The following is a 17342-nucleotide window of genomic DNA, read 5'->3' as shown; positions in this document are numbered from 1 at the left end:
AGCTCAGAACACCGACCACCCCGTCCGCGTGGTGAAGCGGTCCAGGGCTTCGACGCCGGCGATGCTGTTGCCGTGGGGATCGAGAGCCGGGCTCCAGACACAGAGGACGCCGCGCTCGGGCAGCACGGCCAGGATGCCGCCGCCCACCCCGCTCTTGCCGGGCAGGCCCACGCGATAGGCGAAGTCCCCGGCAGCATCGTAGGTGCCGCAGGTGAGCATGATCGAGTTGATGCGCTTGGATTCGCTGCGGGAGAGCAGGCGCGAGCCGTCCGCCCGCAGGCCGTGGTTGGCGAGGAAGAGCCCGGCCTTCGCCAGGTCCGCGCAGCTCATGGCGAGGCTGCACTGGCGGAAGTAGTGGTCCAGCACCTGGTCCACCGGGTTCTCCAGGTTGCCGCAGCTGGCCATGAAGTGGGCCAGCGCCGCGTTGCGGTGGCCATGGGAGGCCTCCGAGACGGCCACCTCGGGATCCACCTCCACGGCCGCGTTGCCGCTCTCCGCCCGCAGGAAGTCCCGCAGCGTCCCCAGGGAATCGCCGGTGAGCGTGAGCAGGCGGTCAATGAGCACCAGGGCCCCGGCGTTGATGAAGGGGTTCCGCGGGATGCCCTTCTCGTATTCGAGCTGCACCAGCGAGTTGAAGGGGTTGCCCGAAGGTTCGCGGCCCACGCGCTGCCACAGGGCCTCGCCGTCCCGGGCCAGCACCAGGGCCAGGGAGAAGGCCTTGGACACGCTCTGGATGGAGAAGGGCGTGCGCCAGTCGCCGGTGCCGAAGAGCCCGCCCTCCATGGTGGCGAGGGCCAGGCCGAAGCGCGTGGCCGGCACGGAGGCCAGGGCGGGGATGTAGTCCGCCACCTTCCCCTGCGCCGCCAGGGGCGCGGCTTCCACCGCCAGGTCGTCGAGGAGGGCTTGGAGGTCCATGAAAGGAAGCATAGCCACGGACGGGCATGGATGAACGCAGATAGAACCTTGCCCATCCATGTTCATCGGTGTTCATCTGGGGCGGAGTTCTTTCCCGCCGGGAGTGACCATGACCCCCCTTGCCGCCGACCTGCTCCTGCTGTTCCGCCGCGACCTGCGCTGCCTCATCCGCGAGGTGGAGCTGTTCCCGGATGACGCCACGCTCTGGCGCAGGGCGCCGGGCATCACCAACAGCGCGGGGAACGTGGCCCTGCATGTCGCGGGCAACCTCCAGCACTTCGTGGGCGCCGTGCTGGGCGCCACGGGCTACGTGCGCCAGCGGGAGCGGGAATTCGCCCAGCGGGATGGCACCCGGGCCGAGGTCGTCGCCGGCCTGGAGGCCACGGTGGCCGCCGTGGAGACGGGCCTGGCGGCGCTGACCGAGGCTGCCCTGGCCGCCCCCTTCCCCATGCCCATCGGGAGCCACCGGATGTCCACCCGCCGGTTCCTGGTCCACCTGGAGGCCCACCTCGCCTTCCACCTGGGGCAGGTCGGCTACCTGCGCCGGGCGCTCACGGGTGACGCCACCAGCGCCGGGGGGATGGCCATCCAGGACCTGGCGGAACCTTGAGCCGATCCAGGCACCGGCGGAGAATCGGAAGGACTGCCTGAAGGAGGTCCCATGTCCCTGGCCGGGAAGGTCGCACTCGTCACGGGCGCCAGCCGCGGCATCGGCGCCGCCGTGGCCCGGGCCCTGGCGGGCCGGGGCGCTGCGGTGGCCGTGAACTACTTCGGTTCGGAAGCCGCCGCCCTGGCCGTGGTGACCGAGATCCAGGCCGCGGGCGGCCGGGCCATGGCCGTGAAGGCGGATGCCCGCGACCGGGGCCAGGTGGAGGCCATGGCCGCCGCCGTGAAGGCCGAGCTGGGGCCCATCGGCCTCCTGGTGCTCAACGCCTCCATCAGCTTTCCCATGCAGGGATTCCTCGACTATCCCTGGGAGGCCTTCGAAGCCAAGCTCCTGGGCGAGCTGGGCGCGGCCTTCCACGGCTGCCGCGCCGTGGTGCCCCAGATGCTGGAGCAGAAGAAGGGTGCCATCGTCGCCATCACCAGCGGCCTCGCCCGCAACCCCGGCTGGGGCTTCTGCGCCCACAGCAGCGCCAAGGCGGGCCTGGAGGGGTTCGTGCGGGCCCTGGCCTTCGAGCTGGGCCCCATGGGCATCCGCGTGAACGCCGTGGCCCCGGGCCTCACGCTCACGGACGCCACGGCCAACCTTCCGGACAGGAACAAGCAGGCCGCGGCGGAGCACACGCCCCTCCGGCGCAACGGCCAGGCCGAAGACATCGCCGAAGCCGTGGTCGGCATCCTGCAGGCCGGCTTCGTCAATGGCGCCACGCTCCCCGTGAACGGCGGCGGCTACACCTTCTAGGAGTCTTCCATGGCGGCCCTGCGCACCGGCCTCATCCTCGGCATCCTCGTGGTGCTCTGGACCTTCGTCATGGGCTTCACGGGCTGGTACCGCCAGCCCGGCCTCTTCTTCCTCTTCTGGCTGGTGATCCCCCTGCAGATCGGCATCCTGGTGCTGATGCTGCGCAAGTCGGCCCCCGAGTACGGGTACCTGCGCCAAGTGCAGAACGGTGTGGGGGCCTCCGCCATCGCCTCGGCCATCATCTTCGTGGGCAGCCTGCTCTTCACCATGGTGGTGTTCCCCAGCTACTTCGCGGAACTCGAGGCCCTGGGCCGGCTCCGCATGGCCCAGCAGGGCCTCAGCCCCGAGCAGATCGAAGCCGTGGTAAGGGCCCAGGCGCCCATGCAGAAGCCCCTGGGCAGCGCCTTCGCCGGGGCTCTGGGCACCTGGATCACGGGCCTGTTCACCTCCCTGGTGACGGCGGCCTGGTACCACAAGCGCCTGACGCGCCCGGTGGCGAGCCCGCCGCCACCCGCCAGCTAGCGTTCGCGGCGGACGGCCTCCACCAGGGACAGGGGATGGGCCGCTCCGGCCAGGGCGTCGTCCAGGCAGCGCAAGACGAGCCCGGAGCGCAGGGGCGCGGCGGCCAGCTCCTCCCGGGAGAGCCAGCGGCAACCGAGGATCTCCGGATCCTCCGGCGCGGCCTCGGCGCCGTCGGGCACGGTGCCCCGGAAGCAGACGCGGCAGTAATCCTTCCCGTTGCGGGCCCGCAGCTGGTAGATGCCCACCACCGCCTCCGGCGTGAAGCCCAGGCCCGTCTCCTCCCGCACTTCGCGGCGCACGGCGTCGAGGAGGCCCTCGCCGGGCTCCACGTGGCCCGCGGGCTGGTTGAAGACGCGCTCAGGCGAGCCGTCGGTCTCCTCGACCACGAGGAAGCGGCCGTTCCGTTCGATGATGGCCGCGACGGTGAGGGCCCACATCAGGCGGCCAGGAACAGGTAGAAGCCGTTGATGAAGTAGACGATCCCCACCACGCCCACCAGCAGGCCCAGGTAGTAGACGGGCTTCTGCTTCAGCAGGGCGGCGATGGAGGAGAGCAGGATGCCGATCTGGAGGAAGATCACCGCCAGACCGAAGGCGGCACCATGCTTCTGGGCGTCGGCCTTGGCGTCCTCGAAGCGGCGGGCCTCCTTCTGGATCTCGGCCTTCTCGCCCTCGTACTTGGCCACCTTCTTCTCGACATCGGCAAGGCTCTTCTCCAGGGTGGGCACGGCGGTCCTGGGAGCCAGCTCCAGTTCCCGGCGCAGGCGCATGGCCTCGACCTCGTAGAGGTTCCCCTTGATGCCCTTGGCCTGGTAGTAGGCCCACTGGTCCGAGGCCTGGCTCTGGCTCAGGACCGCCCGCGTGGAGTGGCCGCCGCCCTTGAAGGTGGCCAGGGTGGCGCACACCGCCAGGATCACCGTGGTCAGGGCCAGCAGGTTCAGCCAGGGTTCTTTCTTGTCGTCGCTCATGGGACTCCGCCTCAACTAGTCCCCTCCATCTTACGGAAAAAGGGGCCCTTGCTTGAACCGGTGGGCCCCAGGCCTATCGTGGGAAGTGGAGTCCTCCGGGATGTGCGCCGAATGCCGCAGTCCTCCTCCGATCCTGCCGGGATCTGCTGCCCTTTCCGGGGGCGGGCGATGCGTCCGCCCCCATGTGCCCCGAGTCAGAGCGCACCGCCCAGGAGGCTCCCATGCTGCATCGCACCGCGCTTTGCGTCGGAATCAACCAGTACCAGAACTTCCCTTCAGCCAACCTCCACGGGTGCGTCAACGACGCCCACGACATGGCCGCGCTGCTCAGGGACCTGCTGGGCTTCGAGGACTCCGACATCATCCAGTTGACGGATCAGGCCGCCACCAAGGCCAACATCATGCGCGAGCTGCGCCGCATGGTGGAGGGCGCGTTGGCCGGCCGGTACAACCACCTGGTCTTCACCTTCTCCGGCCACGGAACGCAGGTGCCGGACCTGAACCTCGACGAGTTCGACCGGGCCGACGAGGCCTTCTGCCCCCATGACCTGGCCAAGAGCGGTCCCCAGTGGGATCGCGATCACCTCATCGTGGACGACGAGCTCCACGACCTGTTCGTGCAGCTGCCCCCGACCGTGATCCTCGAGATCCTGCTCGACACCTCCCACAGCGGCGCGGGCCTGCGGGCCGCGGACCTGCTCATGGACCGCAAGCCCCGCTACCTGCCGCCGCCTTCCATCGAGGCCTTCCGCGACATCGAATACCGCCGCGCCCGGCCGGGCCACCTCAAGCTCCTGGAGAAGGGCCTGTCGCACCACATCCTGTGGACCGCCTGCAAGGAGAGCCAGACCGCCGCGGACGCCTTCATGCAGGGCGACTGGCACGGCGCCTTCACCTGGCACTTCTGCCGGGAGGCCATGGCCAGCGGCAACCACCTCACCCGGGCCAAGGTGCTGGCGAAGATCCGGTCCGACCTCAGCGCCGCCCACTTCACGCAGACGCCCCAGCTGGACTGCGAGGCCGTCACCCGCCACGCCGTGATGAAGGCCGTGGAGGTGCCTCCCAACCTGACGCCGCTGCCCACGGAGATGCCGACCTGAACCAGGTTCCCTCCTTCAACGAACAGGGCGCCTCGCGGCGCCCTGTTCGTTGAAGCGGGCATCGTTCAGTAGCGGTAGTGGTCGGCCTTGTACGGCCCTTCGACGGGCACGCCGATGTACTTGGCCTGGTCGGGGCGCAGGATCGAGAGCTTCGCGTTCAGGGTCTGCAGCTGGAGCCGCGCCACCTGCTCATCCAGATGCTTGGGCAGGGTGTAGACGCCGATCTGGTACTCGCCCTTCTTCGTCCACAGCTCGATCTGGGCCAGGGTCTGGTTGGCGAAGGAGGAGGACATCACGTAGCTGGGATGGCCGGTGCCGCAGCCCAGGTTCACCAGGCGGCCCTTGGCCAGCAGGATGATGCGATGGCCATCGGGGAAGATGACGTGGTCCACCTGGGGCTTGATCTCCTCCCAGGGGTACGCCTCGAGGCTGGCGACGTCGATCTCGCTGTCGAAGTGGCCGATGTTGCAGACGATGGCGTTGTGCTTCATGCGCTTCATGTGGTCGTGGGTGATCACATGGTAGTTGCCGGTGCAGGTGACGAAGATGTCGGCCTGCTCGCAGGCCTCGTCCATGGTGACCACGCGGTAGCCCTCCATGGCGGCCTGCAGGGCGCAGATGGGATCGATCTCGGTGACCCACACCTGGGCGCTGAGGGCGCGCAGCGCCTGGGCGCTGCCCTTGCCCACGTCGCCGTAGCCGCAGACGACGGCGATCTTGCCGGCGACCATGACATCGGTGGCGCGCTTGATGGCGTCCACCAGGGACTCGCGGCAGCCGTAGAGGTTGTCGAACTTGCTCTTGGTGACGCTGTCGTTGACATTGATGGCGGGGAACTTCAGCTCGCCCTTCTTGGCCATCTCGTAGAGCCGGTGCACACCGGTGGTGGTCTCCTCCGTCACGCCCTGGACCTTGGCCAGCTGGGCCGAGTACCAGCCCGGCTTCTCGGCCAGACGCTGGCGGATGGCGGCGAAGAGCACGGTGGCCTCCTCGCTGTCGGGGCGATCCAGCACGTGAATGTCCTTCTCCGCGCGGGCGCCCAGGTGCAGCAGCAGGGTGGCGTCGCCACCATCGTCGAGGATCATGTTCGCACCACCCTCGAAGTCGAAGATGCGGTGGGTGTACTCCCAGTACTGGGGCAGGGTCTCGCCCTTGATGGCGAAGACCGGCGTGCCGCCCTCGGCGATGGCGGCGGCGGCGTGGTCCTGGGTGCTGAAGATGTTGCAGCTGGCCCAGCGCACCTCGGCGCCCAGCGCCTTCAGCGTCTCGATGAGCACGGCGGTCTGGATGGTCATGTGCAGCGAGCCCGCGATGCGCGCGCCCTGGAGGGGCCGCTTCGCCGCGTACTCCTGGCGGATGGCCATGAGGGCGGGCATCTCGCCTTCGGCGATGGCGATCTCCTTGCGGCCCCAGGCGGCGAGGCCGAGATCGGCGACGATGAAATCAGAGGTGGCGACGGTCATGGGGACCTCCACAGAGGGCCAGGTCGAAGGGGGGGTTGGCCCACCCCATCACCCTGGTTCAGGGTTGAGGCGAGCGCCGTTCCAGAAAGGATGGGTCCGAGCCTGAGATCCCGCACAGCCGATCTGCCGGGTCCTGCAGCGCTCCTCGGACCCTCTCAGGATAGCGGTGACGACAGGAAGTCGGGGATGGTTTTCCTCGGCTCCATATCGTGTCTTCTGGCAAAATTGCTTCGAAATTTTGATACAAAAAATAAAGATAGAAATAATTATATTTGACGATTATTTAATCAATCTTGTCATGTTTTACTAACAAAATTTTTTAGCAGAGATTATTTTTCAGCTGCAAATAAGCAACTTACAAACTGGCACAACCCTCGATTGGACATGCCTGCCTGAAAGGAGGCAACCATGTCCAACCCCTTCACCACCCTCGCCTTGGCGCTCGCCCTGGCCCTTCCCCTCTCCGCCGCACCCGGCCGCGCCCCCCGGGCTCCCCAGCGGCCCGTGAACCTCAACACGGCCTCGGTGACCGAGCTGATGCAGCTGCCCCGCATCGGCCAGAAGACCGCCGAGCGCATCGTGTCCTTCCGGAAACAGCACGGCGGCTTCCAGCGGCCCGAGGAGCTGATGAACGTCAAGGGCATCGGCGAGAAGTCCTACGCCAAGCTCAAGCCCTACCTGGCGCTCCCCCCCCTGCCGCGCCCCGCGGCCGCGACCCGGTAGGAGGCGGCCATGCTCCAGCGCCGCCGCGCTTCTTCCCAGCAGGGAGCTTCGCTCCTGGACCTCACCGTGTCCATGGCCGTGGCCGCCGTCGTATCCATGGTCTGCTTGACCCAGTGGGATTCGGGCAGCCTCGATCTCTCGATGGCCCACCAGGAGATCCGCGGCAGCCTGGAACAGGCCTTCAGCCTGGCCCGGGCCCGGGGCACCAACGTCACCGTGGCCCTGGGCCAGGCCAGCGGCGCGGGCGAACACCTGCGGGTGCAGCTGAGCCGCCGGGTGAAATGGGGCAAGCCCGCCCAGATCCCCCTGCCGCCCGACATGGACGAGACGACGGTCGCCGCCCGCACCGGTGAGGCCCACCCCATCCTCACCGTCACCCCCCGCCATACGGCCCTGGCCAGCGCCTGGTTCCTCAACGATGGACGGGAGGCCCTGTGCATGAGGCTCTCCGGCCAGGGGAAGCTCCAGGTGCTTCGGTGGCACCGGGACCGCCAGAAGTGGACGAGGGTCTGATGCGCATGCTCGACCTATCCCCGGACCAGCGCCCCCGGGAGCGCCTCCTGGCGGGCCACGGCGAAACCCTCTCCGACGCGGACCTCCTGGCCCTGCTCTGGGGCACAGGCCTGCGGGGCCAGAGTGCCGTGGAACTGGCCCAGTCCGTGCTCGGCCGCACAGGCGGTCTGGCAGGCCTCCTGGCCCTGGGACTGAACGACTGGCTGGAGCAGCCCGGCCTCGGCCCCGCCAAGGCGGGCCAGCTCTGGGCCGCCCTCGAACTCACCCGCCGCGCCCAGCGCGGCTCGGACCGTCCCCGCATCACCAGCCCCCGCGCCGCCGGCAGCTACCTGCTGCCCCGCTGCCAGGGCTGGACCGAGGAGCGCTTCGGCCTGCTGGCCCTCAACGCCAAGGGCGACCTGCTGGCCGAGCGCATCCTCAGCCAGGGCACCGCCACCGCCACGCTCATCAGTCCTCGCGAGTTCTTCCGCGAGGCCCTGCGCTACGGCGCCAGCACCGCCCTGGCCTTCCACAACCACCCCAGCGGCGACCCCGCCCCCAGCCGCGAAGACATCCAGCTCACCCGCCGCCTCCAGGCCGCCGGCGAATCCCTCGGCGTGCCCCTGGCCGACCACCTCATCCTCGGCCACGAGCGCTACCACAGCTTCCGCGCGGCGGAAGGCTGGGACCAGCGGGGCTAGGGATCAGGGCTTGAAGGGCTCCTTCAGCGGCTCGCCGCAGGCGAGGTCGGTGAGGGTCTCGATGAGCACGTGGACGCCGCGGTGCAGGTCCTCGATCGGCACCTGCTCGTCCACGTCGTGCCCCGGGTAGGGCCTGCCGGGGAACCACATGCCGAAGGCGATGGCGTGGGGCATGCGCTTGGCGTAGGTGCCGCCCCCCGAGATGGCGGGCTGATCCACCCTTCCGGTGGCGCGGGCATAGTCGGCCATGAGGCGCTTCACCAACCGGGACTGGGGGTCGAAACCCAGCGGCATGTCCCCGAAGAAGCCCCCGAAGCTGAAGGTCGCGTGCCGAGCGGCCGCGAACTCGGAGACCACCTGCCGGAGGTGCGCCTCCAGCGCGGGTCCGTAGCACCTCGGCGTCGCGCGGATGTTGAGGGTGAGCTTCAGACTGCCGTCTGGCTCCGGCTTGAGGGTGGCCACGTTCACCGCGCACCGGCCCCAGAGTGGATCGGATTCAGGGAGTCCCAGCCCGGTCCCGTACAGGTCCCGGCCCGCCTGCCGCACGAAGGCCAGCAGGTCATCCGCCCCGCCCGGCGGCAGTTCGCCGTCGAGCAGCCGCGCCAGGGCCACGAGCGCATTGCGGCCCCCCTCCAGGTTGACGCCCCCATGGGCGGCCTTGCCCTGGACCGTGATGGTCAGGGAGGCTCCGGCCCCCTCCGGCGCAAGGCCGAAGGCCGCCCGGCACCCGGGGGCCAGTGGCCGGGCTTCCAGGCGCTCCTGGAGGGCGGCCAGGGGGTCCGTTCCGATCTCGGAGGCCAGGCGGATCACCGCCCGATCGGGGACGATGCTCGTGGCCAGGCCCGCCTCCAGGGCCGCCACGGCCCAGGGGCGGTCCGCCGTGGGAGCGGTGGGTCGCTGGGTTGCGAGGGTGAGGGCGTTCCAGGCCTTCTCGCCCACAACCACGGGGAAGGCGGAGTCGAGCACGAGGCTGAAGTCCGGCGGCCGGTTCGCCTTCAGGTAGTCCGTGATGTCGGTGTTGGTGCTCTCCTCGTCGCTTCCCACCAGGAGCCGGATGGTGCTGGACCGGACGGGGCCCGCCTCCTTCAGGGCCTTCATGGCCAGGAGGGCCTGGATCATCGGGCCCTTGTCGTCCGCGGCCCCGCGGCCGAGGACCTGCCCATCCTTCACGGTCCCCGAGAAGGGCGGGATGCTCCAGTGGTCGTCCACAGGCTGCACGTCGCCATGGACGAGGAGCCCGAGCACCGGCGCACCTGCCCGCCCGTCCGTGGCCGGCAGGTCCACCTCCATCACCTTGCCCGCGTCCCGTACCTCAAAGCCCAGGCCCGTGGCGAGCGTCTGGAGCCAGGTCTTCTGGTCCGTCCAGGCCCTCGTGTTCCCGGCGACCGTGGGGAAGCGGATCACCTCGGACAGCAGGGGCACCATGCGAGGCGCCAGGCGGCGGTCGTAGTGGTCGTGGACCGGCGCCGCCGGCTGGGCCGCCCACAGGAGAGAAGGGATCATCAAGGAAAGCAGCATCCGCACCACGACCTCCGCACCGCTGATCCCCGACTATACGTGTGCAGACAGAAATTTCGGCCAGGATTGACGGAATGACAACGTCCACGCCACAAAGCAACGATTGCGCCCCGCGGTGCGGGGCGCTGATGTGGCGGAGGGAGCGAGATTCGAACTCGCGGTGAGCTCACACCCACGACGGTTTTCAAGACCGTTGCCTTAAACCGCTCGGCCATCCCTCCGTGCCTCCATCTTGAAGGCTGGGCGCGGCTCTGGGCAAGAAGCCTTGTGCCAAGCCACCCCCAACGGTAATCTGGGGGACCTTGGAGAGATGCCGGAGTGGCCGATCGGGCTCGCCTGCTAAGCGAGTGTATTGGGTAAACCAGTACCGGGGGTTCGAATCCCCCTCTCTCCGCCACTGAAGCCGCCGAAAGGCGGCTTCTTCGTGGCGGAGATGCGGGGGATTCGAAGTCACTGAATCCCCGGCTCCCGTCTTGGCTCGGGGAGACCGGCCGAGGTCCCGAAAGAAAACCGCCCCCGCCCCCGGGGATGGGCCTAGCATGGGGCGTCGCATCCGCCGGCCGGCCCCCAGGGGCTGGCGCTGGAAGGTGGACGGATCCTTGCTCAAGGCGTCTTCCCGGTTTTCAAGGCCTGATCGCCCGGCGATCCGGAAGTGAAAGGAGGAGGCGATGCTGGACACGCTTCGGTACCGGAGCCTCAACGGGGCCCGCGCCATCCGGCGCTGGGCCGTTCCCTACGTCGGGTCGCGGCTGCGGCCGGACGAGTTCCGGCCCCTGCTCTGCTACCTCTTCACCGACTGGAAGTGCAACGTGGATTGCCACTACTGCTTCCAGTACGACAACCACCGGCCGGGCATGCCCCTCGAGACGGCACGCTCCTCCATCGACTGGCTGAAGACGGTGGGCTGCCGGGTCCTCGCCATCATGGGCGGCGAGCCCCTGGTGCGGAAGGACTTCATCCTGGACGTGATCCGCTACGGCAGCGAGAACGGGTTCTTCGTCTACCTGCCCACCAACGGCTACCTCATGGACCGGTCCTTCATCGATGCGGCGGGCCGGGCCGGGGTCACCGCCATCAACCTGGCCGTGGACTGCGTGGCGCCCCGGAAGGGCCTGCCGAAGGCGCTCCTGGCCATCGAGCCGCAGTTCCGCTACCTCGTGGCCCAGCAGAAGACCTACGGCTACATCCTCTTCTTCAACATCAACATCTGCGGCCCCAACCTCCGGGACGTGCGGATGCTCACCGAGATCGCGCACCAGAACGGCATCGGCACCGACTACCACCTGCTGGAGGACCCGCAGGCCACCGTGGACACCGAGCACTACGCCCACCCCGACAACGACCTCCGCATCCGGCCCGAGCAGTACGGGGAGGTGGACGCGCTCCTGGACTGGCTCATCGAGAAGCAGGACCAGGGCTGGTGCATGGTCAACGCGCCCGAGCACCTCCGGGCCATGAAGGACCGCCTGCGGGGCCGGATCGAACCCTGGGATTGCCGCGCCGGGCACAACGGCGCACTGATCAAGCCGGACGGCTCCATCGCGCCCTGCTTCGACCTCATCACGCACCCCTACGACTGGGGCCGCATCTGGAAGCCCGACTTCAACCCCGAGGCGCTACGGGCCGCCAAGGAGGCCTGCCTGCCCCACTGCTCCTCCACCTGCTTCTACAACCTGGGCACCTACTACAACCTGCGGTCCCTGCCCACGTGGCTCGCCAAGCACGCAAGGATGGGCTGACCCCCGGGAGGCGCCATGCGGATCCTCCTGATCGCGGCGAACACTGAGCGGATCAGCATGGTGGCCCTGCCCTACGGTCTGGGCCTCGTGGCGGCGGCCTTGCGCCAGGCCGGGCACACCGTGGCCTTCCTCGACCTCCTCGACGCTGGGGAGCTCGGCGCTGCCATCCACCAGGCCATCCGCGAGAGCGCTCCCGAAGTCATCGGCCTCTCCATCCGGAACATCGACGACCAGAACCGGCAGGAGCCCCACTTCCTGCTGGAGAAGGCGAGGGAGGTCGTGACGGCCTGCCGGGCGGCCTCCCAAGCCCCCATCGTGCTGGGCGGGCCCGGCTACAGCATCTTCCCCCGGGAGACCCTCGCTTACCTGGCGGCCGACTACGGCATCCGGGGCGATGGCGAGGCAGCCTTCCCCGCCCTGCTGGAGCGCCTCCGAGCCGGCCGGGATCCCCGGGACGTCCCGGGGGTCCAGGTCGCCGGTGACCGCGGGGCCACGACGTGCGCGGCCGTCACCGACCTGGACCGGTTCCCCCTGTGGGACGACGCGCTGGAACGCCCGGCGGACCGGGAGTCCCCCGAGTTCTGGGTACCGGTGCAGTCGCGGCGCGGGTGCCCCAACGACTGCTCCTACTGCTCCACGGCCCGCATCCAGGGCCGGGCGTACCGGTGCCGTTCCCCGCGGCAGGTGGCGGATGCCGTTGCCGCCCTGGCCCGGCGGGGCTACCGGCGCTTCTACTTCGTGGACAACTCCTTCAACCTCCCCGAAGCCCAGGCCCTGGCGCTCTGCCGGGGCCTCCGGCCCCTCGCCCCCGCCGTGCAGTGGCGGTGCATCCTCTACCCGCAGGGCGTCGGCGAGGAGCTGGTCCGCGCCATGGCCGCCTCGGGCTGCGTCGAGGCCAGCCTGGGCTTCGAGAGCGGCTCGCCGGCGATCCTCAAGGAGATGAACAAGCGCTTCGCGCCGGACGAGGTGCGGCGCATCTCGGACCTGCTCGCGGCCCACGGCATCCGGCGCATGGGCTTCCTGCTCCTGGGCGGTCCCGGCGAGACCCGCGAGACCGTGGAGGAGAGCCTGGCCTTCGCCCGTTCGCTGCGGCTGGACGGCCTGAGGGTCACCGTGGGCATCCGCATCTACCCGGGCACGGCGCTCGCCCGCCGCGCCGTGCGGGAGGGCGTCCTCGCGGACGAGGCGGACCTGCTCTTCCCCCGCTTCTACCTCGCCCCCGGGCTGGATCCCTGGCTCCAGGCCCGGGTGGCGGCGGCAGACATCTGAGCGCGTCAGGCCTTCTTGTGGGCATGCACCTTCGCGAACATCGCGTCGGTCATGGGGGAGACCTTCTTCTTGCCGTGGCAGGTGGCGCACTGCGCCTTGTCCGGCATGATCAGGCCGGCCTTCTTCGCGGCGGCGGGATCCTTCATGACCTTCACGGCCTTGTACTCGCTGCCGGGGCCGTGGCAGGCTTCGCAGTCCAGTACGGGCTTCAGCTTGGCGTGCGCCGAGGCGTTCCAGGACTCGAACTGGACCTTGTGGCACATCTTGCAGGCCGCGGTGCCGACACGCGTGGGCGCTGCGCCGGAGAGCGCGCACGCGCTCGCGATGAAAGCCGCCACCACAGAACGGATCAGAATCATGGATTCCTCCTCGGAAGAGGCCTCCAGGCTACGCGCCCGCATCCAAATCTTCATCCAACCCAAAGGTCGTGAATGATCCGGGCCCTTCAGGGGGTGCGGAACCGGTGGTGCCGCAGGGGCGGGATGCCGTCGTAGAGGCAGGGGCCGCGCGGCGGGAGAGGCTCCATCCGGAACCACCGCTGGGCCGTGGTCTGGGCCCGGACATCCGGCGACTGGTTCATGGACCACCGCGTGGCGCGGGCCACGCCATCCAGGGTGAAGCGCGCCCGCACCGACCAGAGGTACTCGGTGGCCGGGGCCAGGACCGCCTCGACGCGGTGCTCCGCAGCGGGCCGCGCGGGGCGCCTCGGCTCGCCTTCGGGCGGCGAGGCCTCGGCCGGATCCGCCCGGGGTTCCAGGTGGAGGCCGGTCCGCTCGTACACCAGGTCCCCCGGGCCGCCCCCCACCGACACCCAGATGCGGAGGTCGTAGCAGACCTCGCCGATGCGCCGGCACACCCCGCCCTGGTCGTGGTCCAGATCCTGCTGCCGGGGGAAGGCCTCCCAGCGCAGCACCGGGCTGCAGTCCTCCACCTTCGGCAGGGCCCCCCGGAAGGGCGGAGCCGCCAGGAACATCGGGCCCGGCCGGAGGGGGAGCAAGCCGCAGGTCAGCGGGGGCAGGTCTCCGGACAGGTGGAAGTCCTGGATCAGGAAGGTCGCGTCGCACACGGCCTCCGCGGCCTCGTCCACGGCCCGCTCCACGGCCTGGCGCAGGAGCCGGCCGTCCTCCGCGGCCCAGGCCTGGAGGGGCCGGCGGGGGCCGCCCACCGTGAACTGCCGGAAGAGCAGCATCGCGCCCTTCCCGTCCAGGACCCCATAGCCCACGGTGAGTTCGAAGTCCGCCACGGGCTGGGCGCCCGCCCCGCCGTACAGGCCCCAGGACAGGGCCGAGACATCGATCCGCAGGTCCGGCGCCACACCCGGCGAGGCCTGGACCTTCCCCAGCCCGGGCAGGCGCCGGGCCACCCGCTGCGCCAGCTCGGCGGAGAGGTCCGCCTGGTTGCGGGCCAGCAGCGCCTGCGCGGCCTCCGCCTCTTTCCGGGGGATGCCATGGGCATAGCCCACGGCCGCGCCCCCCGCCCCGCCCACGAGGGCCCCCGCCGGCACGAGGATGGGGGCGAGGAGGACGAAGAAGGGTCCCGTCTGGAGCGAGGTCAGGAGGCCCGCCATCGCCCCTGTCGCGGCCCCGGTGGTCGCCCCCTGGCCGGTCGCAGACCCCTTGCCGACCTTTCCGCCCAGCTGGGGCGAGGCCCCGGACGGGGACGCGATGGGCCGCACGGCCACCGCCATGCTTCCGCGCCGGGCGGCTTCGGGCACGGCGGGCGTGTAGGCCAGGGGATGCGGGGTGGCGCAGCCCCAGGCCAGGACGGACAGGAGACCCGCGGAGAGGCGAACTCTCCAGGCGGGTCTCCCGTGGCGGACGGTGGGCATGGCCCCCTCCGGCGGGCTGGGGCGCGGCCCCGGTCCGGTCCGGATTATCCGACGATCGTCTTCATCCAGCCATGGGTATCCGGCGCGATGCCGTGCTGGAGGTTGAGGAGGGACTCGCGCAGCTTGGCAGCCACGGGGCCGGTCTCGCCCTTGTTCACGAGCCACTCGCCCTGCTTGGACTTCACGCGCCCCACGGGCGTGATCACCGCGGCCGTGCCGCAGGCGAAGGTCTCGGTCATGCGGCCATCATGGATGGCGGCGCGCCACTCGTCCACGGTGACCTTGCGCTCCTCGGCGCGGAAACCCTGCTCGCGGGCCAGCTGCAGCAGGCTGTCGCGGGTGATGCCGGGCAGCAGCGTGCCGGTGAGCTCGGGCGTCACCACCACCGTCTCGCCCTTCTCCTGGTAGACGAAGAAGATGTTCATGCCGCCCATTTCTTCGATGTTCCTGCGGTGGATGGCATCGAGCCACACCACCTGGTCGCAGCCCTGGTCCTTGGCCTGGCTCTGGGCCACGAGGCTGGCGGCATAGTTGCCGGCGCACTTGGCGAAGCCGGTGCCGCCGGGGGCCGCCCGGACATAGTCCTCGGAGATCCAGACCGTCACGGGCTTCACGCCGCCGGAGAAATAGGCGCCGCTGGGGCAGGCCATGAGGATGAAGAGGTACTCGCTGCTGGCGTGGACGCCCAGCGCAGGCTCCGTGCCGATCATGAGGGGGCGCATGTAGAGGCTCTCGCCCACGGCGCCCGGCACCCAGGCCTGATCCTGGGCGATGAGGGCCTTGGCCGCCTCCAGGAACCGCCCCTCGGGCAGCTCGGGCATGGCCAGACGCGCCGCCGAGGTGGCGAAACGGCGGGCATTGGCCTCGGGACGGAAGGCGGCGATGGTGCCGTCCTTCTGCTTGTAGGCCTTGAAGCCTTCGAAGATGGCCTGGCCGTAGTGCAGCACGGAGGCGGCCGGGGACAGCTCGATGGGACCATAGGCCTTCAGCACGCCCTTGCCCCAGCCCTGGCCCTCCTTGTAGGGGATCACCACCATGTGGTCAGTGAACACCTGGCCGAAGCGGGGATTGGTCATGAGCTTCGTGCGTTCCTCGGAGCTGGCGGCGTGGTCCGAGGGGTGGATCTCGAGGGTGGAGGTGGGCATCACGGGATTCACAGGCGCTCCTTGAAGATGGACGATCAGGCCCGGTGGACCAGGTGCCCGAGCCGCGCGATGGCGTCCCGGGTGGTCGCGGGATCGTGCGTGGAGAAGTTCAGGCGGAGGCAGTTGGTGCCTCGGCCGTCGGCGAAGAAGAGCGGACCCGGCGCGAAGCCGATGCCGTTCTGCAGGGCGTCGCGGTGCAGGTCGAGGGCGGAGAAGCCTTCGGGCATCACCACCCACAGGTGCATGCCGCCCTTGGGCTCGGAGACCTGGGTGCCCGGGGGGAAGTGCTCGGCCAGGGCCTCCACCATGGCGTCGCGGCGTTCCTTGAGGGCCCGGCGGAGACGGGCCAGGTGGCGCCGGAACCCGCCGGTGTCGAGGAAGCGGGCCACCACCGCCTGCATGAGGGGCGGCTGTCCGATGGTCTGCACCTCCTGGATGAGCGCCATGCGCCGCAGCAGGTCGTCCTTGGCGATGAGGTAGCCCAGGCGCAGGCCTGCGGCCAGCGACTTGGAGAAGCTGCCGAGGTGGATGACGTTGTCCGCCCCCTCCAGACGGCGGAAGGGCGGCAGGGAACTGCCGGAGAAGCGCAGGTCGCCGTAGGCGGAATCCGTCACCACGATCACGCCGTGGGCCCGGGCGACGGCCAGCACGCGCTCCCGGCGGGACTTGGACTGGGTCATGCCCGTGGGATTGTGGAAGCTGGGCACCGTGAAGAGCAGCTTGGCCTCACTGCGCTGCAGCGCGGACGCCAGCCGATCGGGATCCAGACCCTGGCGATCCACGGGCACGGGCACGGCCTCGCGGCCCAGGGCGCGGATGAGGGCCAGGATGCCCACGTAGCAGGGGCTCTCCACCAGCACGCGATCGCCTGGCACGGTGAAGGATTCCAGGGCCAGGGCCAATCCGGACTGGGCCCCGGGGATGGACCGGATGCCCCAGCCCTCGTCGATGGGCTCGCCCTCCGAGGCCAGCCAGCGGGAGACCGCTTCGAGATAGGGCGGATAGCCTGCCGGGGCCGCGTAGACCCACATCTCCGGGCCCATCTCCTTGAGCACCTGGGCTGTGATCCGGCGCAGGTGCTCACCGGGCAGCAGGTCCGAGGGGATGAACCCCGCCGAGAAGCTCACCAGGTGGCGATCCTGCACCCGCTCCAGGGTCTCGCCCAGCCAGGAGCCCAGCTCGCCGTCGTGGACCAGCATGGGGGAGCCCTCGAAGGGGAAATCGGCGCTGGCCCGCAGGCCCGGAGCCTCCGGCAGCCGGGGGGCCACGAAGCTGCCCCGCCCTTGCACCGTCTGGATCCAGCCCGTCCGCTTCAGCCCCGCCAAGGCCTTCAGCACGGTCAGGCGGTGGACGCCCCAGCGCTGGGCCAGCTCCGGCACGGCGGGCAGGCGCGAGCCCGGCAGCCACTCGCCTTCCTGGATGAGCCCCCGCAGCCGCCGTTGCAGCTGCAGATACAGGGGGCTTGATGCGCCCGGATCGAGGGTGGGATCGAGAACCATCCCCATCAGGATCGGTCATTCAGGCACGAAAAACGACGAAATTCGCAGCCCGGAGC

The 17342-nt window shown here is 69.8% G+C and carries 18 protein-coding genes, 2 tRNA genes and 1 riboswitch; of the genes, 10 read left to right on the top strand and 10 right to left on the bottom strand.

Going from position 1 to position 17342, the window contains the following annotated elements; all coding sequences use genetic code 11:
* Nucleotides 1-3: 3 nt before the first annotated feature.
* Nucleotides 4-915: a glutaminase gene (locus MLE43_RS07860; protein ID WP_243303056.1), complete on the bottom strand. Its 912-nt coding sequence runs from the start codon at nucleotides 913-915 to the stop codon at nucleotides 4-6.
* Between the two features lie 109 nt (nucleotides 916-1024).
* On the opposite strand from MLE43_RS07860, the gene MLE43_RS07855 reads away from it, so the two are divergent.
* From MLE43_RS07855 to MLE43_RS07845, 3 genes are read left to right on the top strand one after another with little or no spacing between them, the layout of a single operon-like run.
* On the top strand, nucleotides 1025-1525 hold the full coding sequence (locus tag MLE43_RS07855) for a DinB family protein (protein ID WP_243303054.1): 501 nt from the start codon (nucleotides 1025-1027) through the stop codon (nucleotides 1523-1525).
* Between the two features lie 51 nt (nucleotides 1526-1576).
* A complete protein-coding gene (locus tag MLE43_RS07850) occupies nucleotides 1577-2320 on the top strand; it encodes an SDR family NAD(P)-dependent oxidoreductase (protein WP_243303053.1) in 744 nt (247 codons plus the stop codon).
* A 9-nt stretch (nucleotides 2321-2329) separates the two neighbouring features.
* A complete protein-coding gene (locus MLE43_RS07845; protein ID WP_243303051.1) occupies nucleotides 2330-2842 on the top strand; it encodes a DUF4199 domain-containing protein in 513 nt (170 codons plus the stop codon).
* Here MLE43_RS07845 and MLE43_RS07840 read toward each other — a convergent pair.
* Both MLE43_RS07840 and MLE43_RS07835 read right to left on the bottom strand, forming a co-directional pair.
* Nucleotides 2839-3279 carry an NUDIX domain-containing protein gene (locus MLE43_RS07840; RefSeq protein ID WP_243303049.1) on the bottom strand — a complete coding sequence of 147 codons (441 nt, stop codon included), beginning with the start codon at nucleotides 3277-3279 and terminating at the stop codon, nucleotides 2839-2841. The genes MLE43_RS07845 and MLE43_RS07840 overlap by 4 nt on opposite strands.
* Nucleotides 3279-3809, bottom strand: a complete 531-nt coding sequence (locus MLE43_RS07835) for a DUF4337 domain-containing protein (RefSeq protein ID WP_243303047.1) — start codon at nucleotides 3807-3809, stop codon at nucleotides 3279-3281. The genes MLE43_RS07840 and MLE43_RS07835 overlap by 1 nt, the downstream gene beginning before the upstream one ends.
* A 221-nt stretch (nucleotides 3810-4030) precedes the next feature.
* Between MLE43_RS07835 and MLE43_RS07830 the strand changes: the two genes are divergently transcribed.
* Nucleotides 4031-4909 (top strand): caspase family protein, encoded by an 879-nt coding sequence (locus tag MLE43_RS07830; RefSeq protein WP_243303046.1) that lies wholly within the window; start codon nucleotides 4031-4033, stop codon nucleotides 4907-4909.
* Nucleotides 4910-4974: 65 nt separating this feature from the next.
* Here MLE43_RS07830 and ahcY read toward each other — a convergent pair whose 3' ends face one another.
* Nucleotides 4975-6372, bottom strand: coding sequence for an adenosylhomocysteinase (gene ahcY / locus MLE43_RS07825; protein ID WP_243303045.1), 1398 nt, complete (start codon nucleotides 6370-6372; stop codon nucleotides 4975-4977).
* 64 nt (nucleotides 6373-6436) lie between these two features.
* A riboswitch (S-adenosyl-L-homocysteine riboswitch) is annotated at nucleotides 6437-6525 on the bottom strand.
* Between the two features lie 255 nt (nucleotides 6526-6780).
* Between ahcY and MLE43_RS07820 the strand changes: the two genes are divergently transcribed.
* Genes MLE43_RS07820 through radC form a run of 3 tightly spaced genes read left to right on the top strand, consistent with a single transcriptional unit; the run spans nucleotide 6781 to nucleotide 8288 of the window.
* Nucleotides 6781-7095 (top strand): ComEA family DNA-binding protein, encoded by a 315-nt coding sequence (locus tag MLE43_RS07820; RefSeq protein ID WP_243303044.1) that lies wholly within the window; start codon nucleotides 6781-6783, stop codon nucleotides 7093-7095.
* 9 nt (nucleotides 7096-7104) lie between these two features.
* Entirely contained in the window at nucleotides 7105-7608 is a 504-nt protein-coding gene (locus MLE43_RS07815) for a pilus assembly FimT family protein (protein WP_243303042.1), read from the top strand.
* The gene (gene radC, locus MLE43_RS07810; RefSeq protein WP_243303040.1) at nucleotides 7608-8288 is read left to right on the top strand and encodes a RadC family protein; all 681 of its coding nucleotides are present in this window, start codon (nucleotides 7608-7610) and stop codon (nucleotides 8286-8288) included. The genes MLE43_RS07815 and radC overlap by 1 nt, the downstream gene beginning before the upstream one ends.
* A 3-nt stretch (nucleotides 8289-8291) precedes the next feature.
* Here radC and MLE43_RS07805 read toward each other — a convergent pair whose 3' ends face one another.
* Together MLE43_RS07805 and MLE43_RS07800 are read right to left on the bottom strand one after the other, a co-directional pair.
* A complete protein-coding gene (locus MLE43_RS07805) occupies nucleotides 8292-9791 on the bottom strand; it encodes a Sapep family Mn(2+)-dependent dipeptidase (RefSeq protein ID WP_243303039.1) in 1500 nt (499 codons plus the stop codon).
* A gap of 146 nt (nucleotides 9792-9937) precedes the next feature.
* Nucleotides 9938-10027 (bottom strand) — tRNA-Ser (locus MLE43_RS07800).
* Nucleotides 10028-10110: 83 nt separating this feature from the next.
* Here MLE43_RS07800 and MLE43_RS07795 point away from each other — a divergent pair.
* The 3 genes from MLE43_RS07795 (at nucleotide 10111) to MLE43_RS07785 (ending at nucleotide 12814) form a co-directional block, all read left to right on the top strand.
* A tRNA-Ser gene (locus MLE43_RS07795) sits at nucleotides 10111-10203 on the top strand.
* A gap of 271 nt (nucleotides 10204-10474) precedes the next feature.
* Nucleotides 10475-11545, top strand: coding sequence for a radical SAM protein (locus tag MLE43_RS07790; RefSeq protein ID WP_243303038.1), 1071 nt, complete (start codon nucleotides 10475-10477; stop codon nucleotides 11543-11545).
* Between the two features lie 15 nt (nucleotides 11546-11560).
* On the top strand, nucleotides 11561-12814 hold the full coding sequence (locus MLE43_RS07785; RefSeq protein WP_243303037.1) for a B12-binding domain-containing radical SAM protein: 1254 nt from the start codon (nucleotides 11561-11563) through the stop codon (nucleotides 12812-12814).
* Nucleotides 12815-12819: 5 nt separating this feature from the next.
* Here MLE43_RS07785 and MLE43_RS07780 read toward each other — a convergent pair whose 3' ends face one another.
* The 4 genes from MLE43_RS07780 to MLE43_RS07765 all read right to left on the bottom strand — a co-directional run bounded on the left by MLE43_RS07780 (nucleotide 12820) and on the right by MLE43_RS07765 (nucleotide 17286).
* Nucleotides 12820-13173, bottom strand: coding sequence for a cytochrome c3 family protein (locus tag MLE43_RS07780; protein ID WP_243303036.1), 354 nt, complete (start codon nucleotides 13171-13173; stop codon nucleotides 12820-12822).
* An 86-nt stretch (nucleotides 13174-13259) separates the two neighbouring features.
* Nucleotides 13260-14642: a hypothetical protein gene (locus MLE43_RS07775; RefSeq protein WP_243303034.1), complete on the bottom strand. Its 1383-nt coding sequence runs from the start codon at nucleotides 14640-14642 to the stop codon at nucleotides 13260-13262.
* Nucleotides 14643-14686: 44 nt separating this feature from the next.
* Entirely contained in the window at nucleotides 14687-15787 is a 1101-nt protein-coding gene (locus MLE43_RS07770; protein WP_243303032.1) for a branched-chain amino acid aminotransferase, read from the bottom strand.
* A gap of 35 nt (nucleotides 15788-15822) precedes the next feature.
* Nucleotides 15823-17286 (bottom strand): aminotransferase-like domain-containing protein, encoded by a 1464-nt coding sequence (locus MLE43_RS07765; protein ID WP_243303030.1) that lies wholly within the window; start codon nucleotides 17284-17286, stop codon nucleotides 15823-15825.
* Nucleotides 17287-17342 lie beyond the last annotated feature (56 nt).

The sequence above is a fragment of the Geothrix oryzisoli genome (assembly GCF_022808865.1).
GTDB lineage: Bacteria > Acidobacteriota > Holophagae > Holophagales > Holophagaceae > Geothrix > Geothrix oryzisoli.
The sequence above is the reverse complement of the archived record's forward strand: the minus strand, read 5'-3'. Positions and strand labels throughout refer to the sequence as shown.

Bases quoted from the DNA above. Each gene is read 5' to 3' on its own strand.
- MLE43_RS07860 (WP_243303056.1), bottom strand. From the start codon at position 915: ATGGACCTCCAAGCCCTCCTCGACGACCTGGCGGTGGAAGCCGCGCCC.
- MLE43_RS07855 (WP_243303054.1), top strand. From the start codon at position 1,025: ATGACCCCCCTTGCCGCCGACCTGCTCCTGCTGTTCCGCCGCGACCTG.
- MLE43_RS07850 (WP_243303053.1), top strand. From the start codon at position 1,577: ATGTCCCTGGCCGGGAAGGTCGCACTCGTCACGGGCGCCAGCCGCGGC.
- MLE43_RS07845 (WP_243303051.1), top strand. From the start codon at position 2,330: ATGGCGGCCCTGCGCACCGGCCTCATCCTCGGCATCCTCGTGGTGCTC.
- MLE43_RS07840 (WP_243303049.1), bottom strand. From the start codon at position 3,279: ATGTGGGCCCTCACCGTCGCGGCCATCATCGAACGGAACGGCCGCTTC.
- MLE43_RS07835 (WP_243303047.1), bottom strand. From the start codon at position 3,809: ATGAGCGACGACAAGAAAGAACCCTGGCTGAACCTGCTGGCCCTGACC.
- MLE43_RS07830 (WP_243303046.1), top strand. From the start codon at position 4,031: ATGCTGCATCGCACCGCGCTTTGCGTCGGAATCAACCAGTACCAGAAC.
- ahcY (WP_243303045.1), bottom strand. From the start codon at position 6,372: ATGACCGTCGCCACCTCTGATTTCATCGTCGCCGATCTCGGCCTCGCC.
- MLE43_RS07820 (WP_243303044.1), top strand. From the start codon at position 6,781: ATGTCCAACCCCTTCACCACCCTCGCCTTGGCGCTCGCCCTGGCCCTT.
- MLE43_RS07815 (WP_243303042.1), top strand. From the start codon at position 7,105: ATGCTCCAGCGCCGCCGCGCTTCTTCCCAGCAGGGAGCTTCGCTCCTG.
- radC (WP_243303040.1), top strand. From the start codon at position 7,608: ATGCGCATGCTCGACCTATCCCCGGACCAGCGCCCCCGGGAGCGCCTC.
- MLE43_RS07805 (WP_243303039.1), bottom strand. From the start codon at position 9,791: ATGATCCCTTCTCTCCTGTGGGCGGCCCAGCCGGCGGCGCCGGTCCAC.
- MLE43_RS07790 (WP_243303038.1), top strand. From the start codon at position 10,475: ATGCTGGACACGCTTCGGTACCGGAGCCTCAACGGGGCCCGCGCCATC.
- MLE43_RS07785 (WP_243303037.1), top strand. From the start codon at position 11,561: ATGCGGATCCTCCTGATCGCGGCGAACACTGAGCGGATCAGCATGGTG.
- MLE43_RS07780 (WP_243303036.1), bottom strand. From the start codon at position 13,173: ATGATTCTGATCCGTTCTGTGGTGGCGGCTTTCATCGCGAGCGCGTGC.
- MLE43_RS07775 (WP_243303034.1), bottom strand. From the start codon at position 14,642: ATGCCCACCGTCCGCCACGGGAGACCCGCCTGGAGAGTTCGCCTCTCC.
- MLE43_RS07770 (WP_243303032.1), bottom strand. From the start codon at position 15,787: ATGCCCACCTCCACCCTCGAGATCCACCCCTCGGACCACGCCGCCAGC.
- MLE43_RS07765 (WP_243303030.1), bottom strand. From the start codon at position 17,286: ATGGTTCTCGATCCCACCCTCGATCCGGGCGCATCAAGCCCCCTGTAT.